Annotated in this window: 2 protein-coding genes; both read left to right on the top strand. The window is 45.8% G+C overall.

The genetic code is table 11. The features are described 5' to 3' along the window. The first annotated feature begins 123 nt into the window (after positions 1-123). On the top strand, positions 124-1296 hold the full coding sequence (locus A3EU_RS31705; RefSeq protein ID WP_425412740.1) for a T9SS type B sorting domain-containing protein: 1173 nt from the start codon (positions 124-126) through the stop codon (positions 1294-1296). A gap of 216 nt (positions 1297-1512) precedes the next feature. After that, positions 1513-6122 (top strand): proprotein convertase P-domain-containing protein (locus A3EU_RS31700; protein ID WP_044086647.1); only part of this gene is annotated, 4610 nt, incomplete at its 3' end.

Raw genomic sequence — 6122 nt, 5'->3', positions numbered from 1 at the left:
GGTACGGTATTAGATTGTAGCACTGGTCCATCGACGACGTTACCTTGTGACGATGGTGATCCCAATACGATCAATGACGTGATAATTACCCTTGATTGTGATGGTAGCATCTGTGTGCCCTGTATGGGAGAACCCGTCGATTGTAGTAATGGCGCTACGACAGTTCAAGCCTGTGATGATAATGACCCTTGTACCGTCAATGACCAAGAAACGATCCTCAATAGCGATGGTACGGTCTGTATTCCTTGTACTGGAACCCCTGCGCCATGCGGCACGGACGGTAGCTGTGAACAAGTTTTACCTTGTGATGATGGTGATCCTTGTACCATTAATGATGTAGAGACCATTCTATTATCGGACGGTAGTATTTGCGTGCCTTGCGCCGGGACCGTTATTGATTGTAGCAATGGCCCAACCACGGCGCAAGCTTGTGATGACGGTGATCCCAATACCTTTAATGACCAGGAAACGATCCTTAACTGTGATGGCTCTATTTGTATTCCTTGTATGGGGACACCATGTAACCTTGATCTGGCGCCGGTAGTCAATACGACCAACGAAAGCTGCTTTGGTAACAACGATGGCAGTATTGGCATCGAATCTGTAACTGGCGGGCAGGAACCCTATCTGTTTTCGCTCAACGATGGAGCTTTCGTTACGGATGTACTATTTGCTGGCCTTTCACCAGGAGCATATAGCTTGACTGTTCAGGATGCCGAAGGTTGTGAGTCTACTACGAATATTAGCATTTTAGCAGCAGATGACCTCTTCCTGGATTTAGGCGCAGNTGATGAAGTTGTACTGGGGGATAGTGTTCAATTATCCTTTACGACTAACGCCGTAGTTGACACGGTGATCTGGACTTTTGACCAGAGTCTTAGTTGTACAGATTGTCTGGAACCTTTTGCCCAACCTGAAGAACAAACCATTTATACCGTTACGGTGATTGACGAAAATGGCTGTATTGTCAGCGATCAAATTAGGTTATTCGTTGATAGAACAGAAAGAATCTATATCCCGAATATCTTTTCACCGAATGAAGATGGTGTCAATGATGACTTTGTGATTTATACGGGGGCTAATGTGAAGATGATTCGCAACTTCCAAATATTTGATCGCTGGGGAGGCGCCATTCTCTCACGAGAGGATGTGCCGGCCAATGACAGCCAGTTTGGTTGGGATGGAACTTATCGTGGAGAGCAAGTAAACCCGGGCGTATATCTCTACGTAATTGAGATTGAATTAATAGACGGCACCCTCCTGACCAAAACTGGTGAGGTGGTAGTGCTGAAATAGGATAAAACAGATAGAATTTGGTCTAAAACACCAAGCTCTATCTGTTTTATTAGCTGGCGATCAAGGAAATGTGACTATCTTTGTCGCTGATGCGAAGTTTTATTTTTTGACGACCTGACTTTAAGAAATTTTATTTTAAATGTATAGGGCACTTGTGCCTTGTACATTGATCATATTTGAAACGACCTTAATTTTTTTATAACAAATTGTAATCTTATGCGAAAAGCGAACTTTACGCTAAAAAAAGCATGGCAATACAGCCTCGTCTGTTTGCTCATGCTGGCAATTCCCTTAATGGGGACCGCCCAAACCTTTACAGGAACGGGCAATCCACAGGGTTTAGGAACCACTGATGGTGGTGTTACGACTCCTGCTAATATTACCTCCACTTCCACGGGTACCGCTATGATTGCGGGTGGTGCGGTGATCGGAACCGATGTTGAATTAACTTCGGTAGCTATAAATGCAGAGCACACCTTCGCAAACGACTTAGAAATAGTGCTGGTATCACCCGCCGGGACACGAGTGACATTGTCAAGTGATAATGGCAGTTTCACGGGTTTAGATGCTGCTGCAACGCTTACTTTTACCGATGCTTCAGCTAATGATGTCAATGGTTGGGATGGTAATGCCCCCCTCGCTGACTATCGAGCAGAAGGAGGAGCAAACATTTTTCCCATTTTAAATACGGAAGATGGTCCTGGTGTTGATCTTAATACCATATTGGCTGGTGAAAATGCCAACGGTGATTGGATACTGGAAGTTTTTGATGATGCTAGTGGAGACTCTGGTACACTCAATAGCTTTGAGATTACCTTTACTGCTATTATTGCTACTGGACCATCCGTAGCCGCCCCCGATCCAATCTGTGATCAATCCGATGTGATTTCCATGTTCAGCAACGCCTATACGGATGTACCCGTTGATACTTGGTTGACCCCGTGGTCGCCAGGAGCTACTGTCTATACTGAACTACAGATCGCTGGGAATGATACTAAGCTGTATGAGAACGTTGACTTTCTCGGCATCGAAATGTTTGGTACTCCGATCGATGCATCTGGAATGACCTATTTCAATGTTGATATTTGGACGCCAGATATGACCACCTTTAGAGTGAAGTTGGTCGATTTTGACGGTGGGGCTTTTTCGAGTGAGGGTGAAATCGCATTTACACCAACTCAATCGGGCTGGAATACTTTTTCTATTCCCATGGCCGACTTTGCCAATCCAGCTCTTGTAACCGGTCTGACGCTGAATAACGCTGATGAGCTTTCTCAGCTGATTTTTTCTGGTTTACCGACGGGTAGTGGATCATTTTACGTTGATAATATCTACTTCTCTACGAGTGCTTGTCCTACGGCAGCACCAGAGCCTACTTGTGATGCTGCTAACGTGATCTCCATGTTCAGCAATGCTTACACGGATGTACCCGTTGATACTTGGTTGACCCCGTGGTCGCCAGGAGGTACTGTCTATACCGAGCTACAGATCGGTGGGAATGATACAAAGTTGTACGAGAACGTTGACTTTCTCGGAATCGAAATGTTTGGCTCTCCTATTGATGCATCGGCAATGACAACCTTCAATGTTGATGTTTGGACGGCAGATATGACCACCTTTAGAGTGAAGTTGGTCGATTTTGACGGTGGGGCTTTTTCGAGTGAGGGTGAAATCGCATTTACACCAACTCAATTGGGCTGGAATACTTTTGCTATTCCCATGGCCGACTTTGCCAATCCAGCCCTTGTAACCGGTCCGACGCTGAATAACGCTGATGAGCTTTCTCAGCTGATTTTTTCTGGTTTACCGACGGGTAGTGGATCATTTTACGTTGATAATATCTACTTCTCTACTTGTGGTCCTCCTGTTCCAGACCCATGTTCAGGCAATGTAGCCATTGAAAATCTTGCCAATGGTATGGATTATACCATCGTAAGTGACGCTGATGGCAATGTTGATATAACACTTACCGTGGTAGACGCCCCAGCAGGTTTGGTTGGTTTTCTTGGAGGCCCAGGTGGGATTTTTCAAGTTGCAGGCCCAGGTGGAACCTTTAACTACAGCTTAACTGGTCAAAATGACCCGTATGTTTTAGATATGTTCTTTAACTGGGCAGCGGGTGGAGCAGGTAATTCCGAAACGGTAACGGCATCTTGCGTTGCTGTTGAACTAGACCCATGTTCAGGCAATGTAGCCATTGAAAACCTGGCAAATGGTATGGATTATACCATCGTAAGTGACAATGCTGGCAATGTTGATGTAACACTTACCGTGGTAGACAACCCAGCAGGTTTGGTTGGTTTTCTTGGAGGCCCAGGTGGGGTTTTTCAAGTTGCAGGCCCAGGTGGAACCTTTAACTACAGCTTAACTGGTCAAAATGACCCGTATGTTTTAGATATGTTCTTTAACTGGGCAGCTGGTGGAGCAGGTAATTCCGAAACGGTAACGGCATCTTGTGCTCCGGTTGCAGGGCCTGTAGCCATTGAGTTCTGTGTGGATCTTAGTTGTTATCCCGTATCAGATGCAGTTGCACTTGCAGGATCCTTCAACGGATTTAACCCTGGTACTGATTTCTTGATGCAGGATATGGGTAACCGTATCTATTGCAAAACATTGAATTTAGATCCTGGAGATTATGACTTCATGTTCTTCTTTGCGCAGGGACAGTTCGAAACCCTTGATATAACCGACGATTGTACGGTTAGCTCTCCTACTGCCCCTAACGGCGGTGTTGCTCGCCAGATTACCGTTGTAGATGGTATGCCAGCATCATATACTTACGGTTGGGAAAGCTGTGACGAAGTTTGTACACCTCCTCCGGGTGCGGATATCGAGTTTTGTGTAGACATCGGCTGTCTAGATGCTACTAATATCAATATCTTCGGCGGATTTAATAACTGGTGTGGTGTGTGTAACCCCTTGACTGATCCTGACGGAGACGGTATTTGGTGTACCACCATCTTCATGGCTCCTGGTGACCAAGAGTTTAAATTCTTGGTGAATGGCGTAGAAGAAAGCTTCACCCCTGGTGATGATTGTACTGTTTCTTGTTGTGACAATCAGTTTACTAACCGATTCATTACCGTTGTTGATGGAATGGATCAGGAAACAGAATACGTTTACAACGTTCCTTGTGAAAGTACTTTTGATGAACCAACCGTAGTATTCCCCGCACTCGCTACTGTATGTGGTGGAGATGTCACTATTACCCTTGGTGGAGCTACTCCAGCAGGTGGAGTGTACAGTGGTACAGGGGTTACCGATAATGGCGACGGCCTTACTTTTGATGTAGACTTGTCTGGCCTAGGTCCTGATGGCTATAGCATTACTTACACCCTTGCAGGTGAATTGGAATGTGAGTACACTGCTAGCTCTACTTTAGGTATAGAGGATTGTGGTTTCGCAATCACCGATCCTTGTAGTTGTAATGACGACGCATCACCGATCACTTTTGATGCGGAAGCTGGAACCTATACGAACCCTAACGATGGCACCTTTGGTGAAATCGTAGCGATTACTGGTGGCGGTGGTGGTACTCTACCCGCTGGCCTCGACTTCAGAGTCGTAGCGGTAGACGGAGCATTTGGTGTAGCTGTAGGTGATCCACTTACCTACGATGCCAACATGCACTACTCTATTGCTTTTGATCACGCAGATGATGTTGGTTATACCATCACGGTAGATCAGTTTATCGCCGGAAATGCGGTAGGCTTCAACTTCGCGATTGGTAATGCTTGTGCTTACCCAACTCCTGTATTTGATCCTGAATTAGATCCGATTTACTGTAATTTCGAAGGTGCTATCACACTTGGTGGCACTGATGATGATGACGTGAACGGACCAGCAATGCCTGATGGTGTAACCTTCACCATTAATGGAGTTGATGCTACTGTATTTAATCCAACGGCTTTGCCTTCTGGTCTTAATACCGTAGTGATGACCTACATTGGTGCCGATGATGGTAACGGAGGTATTTCTCCTGATGGAGGAACAACACCTGCTTACCGCGGATGTACCCAAACTGTAGAAACAGTTATCGAAGTAGAAAACTTCGGTCCTGCTTGTATCTCAGACGTAAACGTTACACTGAGTGAAAACTGTGATCGATTGATTACCCCTGGTATGGTTCTGACGGGCAACTACGCTTGTGCCGACGAGATCGTAATCACTGTTGATGGTGGTAATACCAATGTTATCTCTGGTTGTGGTGCTCACACTTACTCTGTAGACATCTTTGTTGCAGGAGAAATGGTTTACACCTGTTGGGGTAACCTCTTCGCTGAAGACAAAACCGACCCAGTAGTAGAGTGTCCTGCTGACACAGACGAAGTAACGGTTGATTTCGACCTTCAGACTTTGGAAGGTAGCATCGACGGCACAGAGCCAACGATTGCCCTGGACGACTATAGCTGTTTCCAAAGCTTCTTTGAGCCTGCAGCTGGTGTTGATTATAACTACGACCTGATCACCTTCACGGTTGATCCTGATCTACCTGCAACGGATGTGTACAACATTCAGACAGCTTCTAACATTCCTGGTTTGAATATCGCTTTGTTCCAGGGAGCGTTTAACGAAGACAATCCATGTGAGAATATCCTTGGTGGTTCTGAGGGTGCTTACTTTGTTGATCCATTCTTTGGTGTCAACGCGTTCTTTGATCAGGATTTCCGCATTGAAATGCCATTGGAGCCTGGTCAGACGTACACTTTGATGGTTGCTAACACGAGCTTCGGTACGACGGGTGACTACGTTATCGGTATTGTAAGTGATAACGGAGGTCAGTTCATCGGTGGTGGTTTCTCTGCACCTGCTCCGGTAGCGGTAAC

This window comes from Lewinella cohaerens DSM 23179, from assembly GCF_000379805.1.
In the GTDB taxonomy this organism is placed as follows: Bacteria; Bacteroidota; Bacteroidia; order Chitinophagales; family Saprospiraceae; genus Lewinella; species Lewinella cohaerens.
Note: the sequence above shows the minus strand (reverse complement) of the source record. Positions and strands in the feature narration are given on the sequence as shown.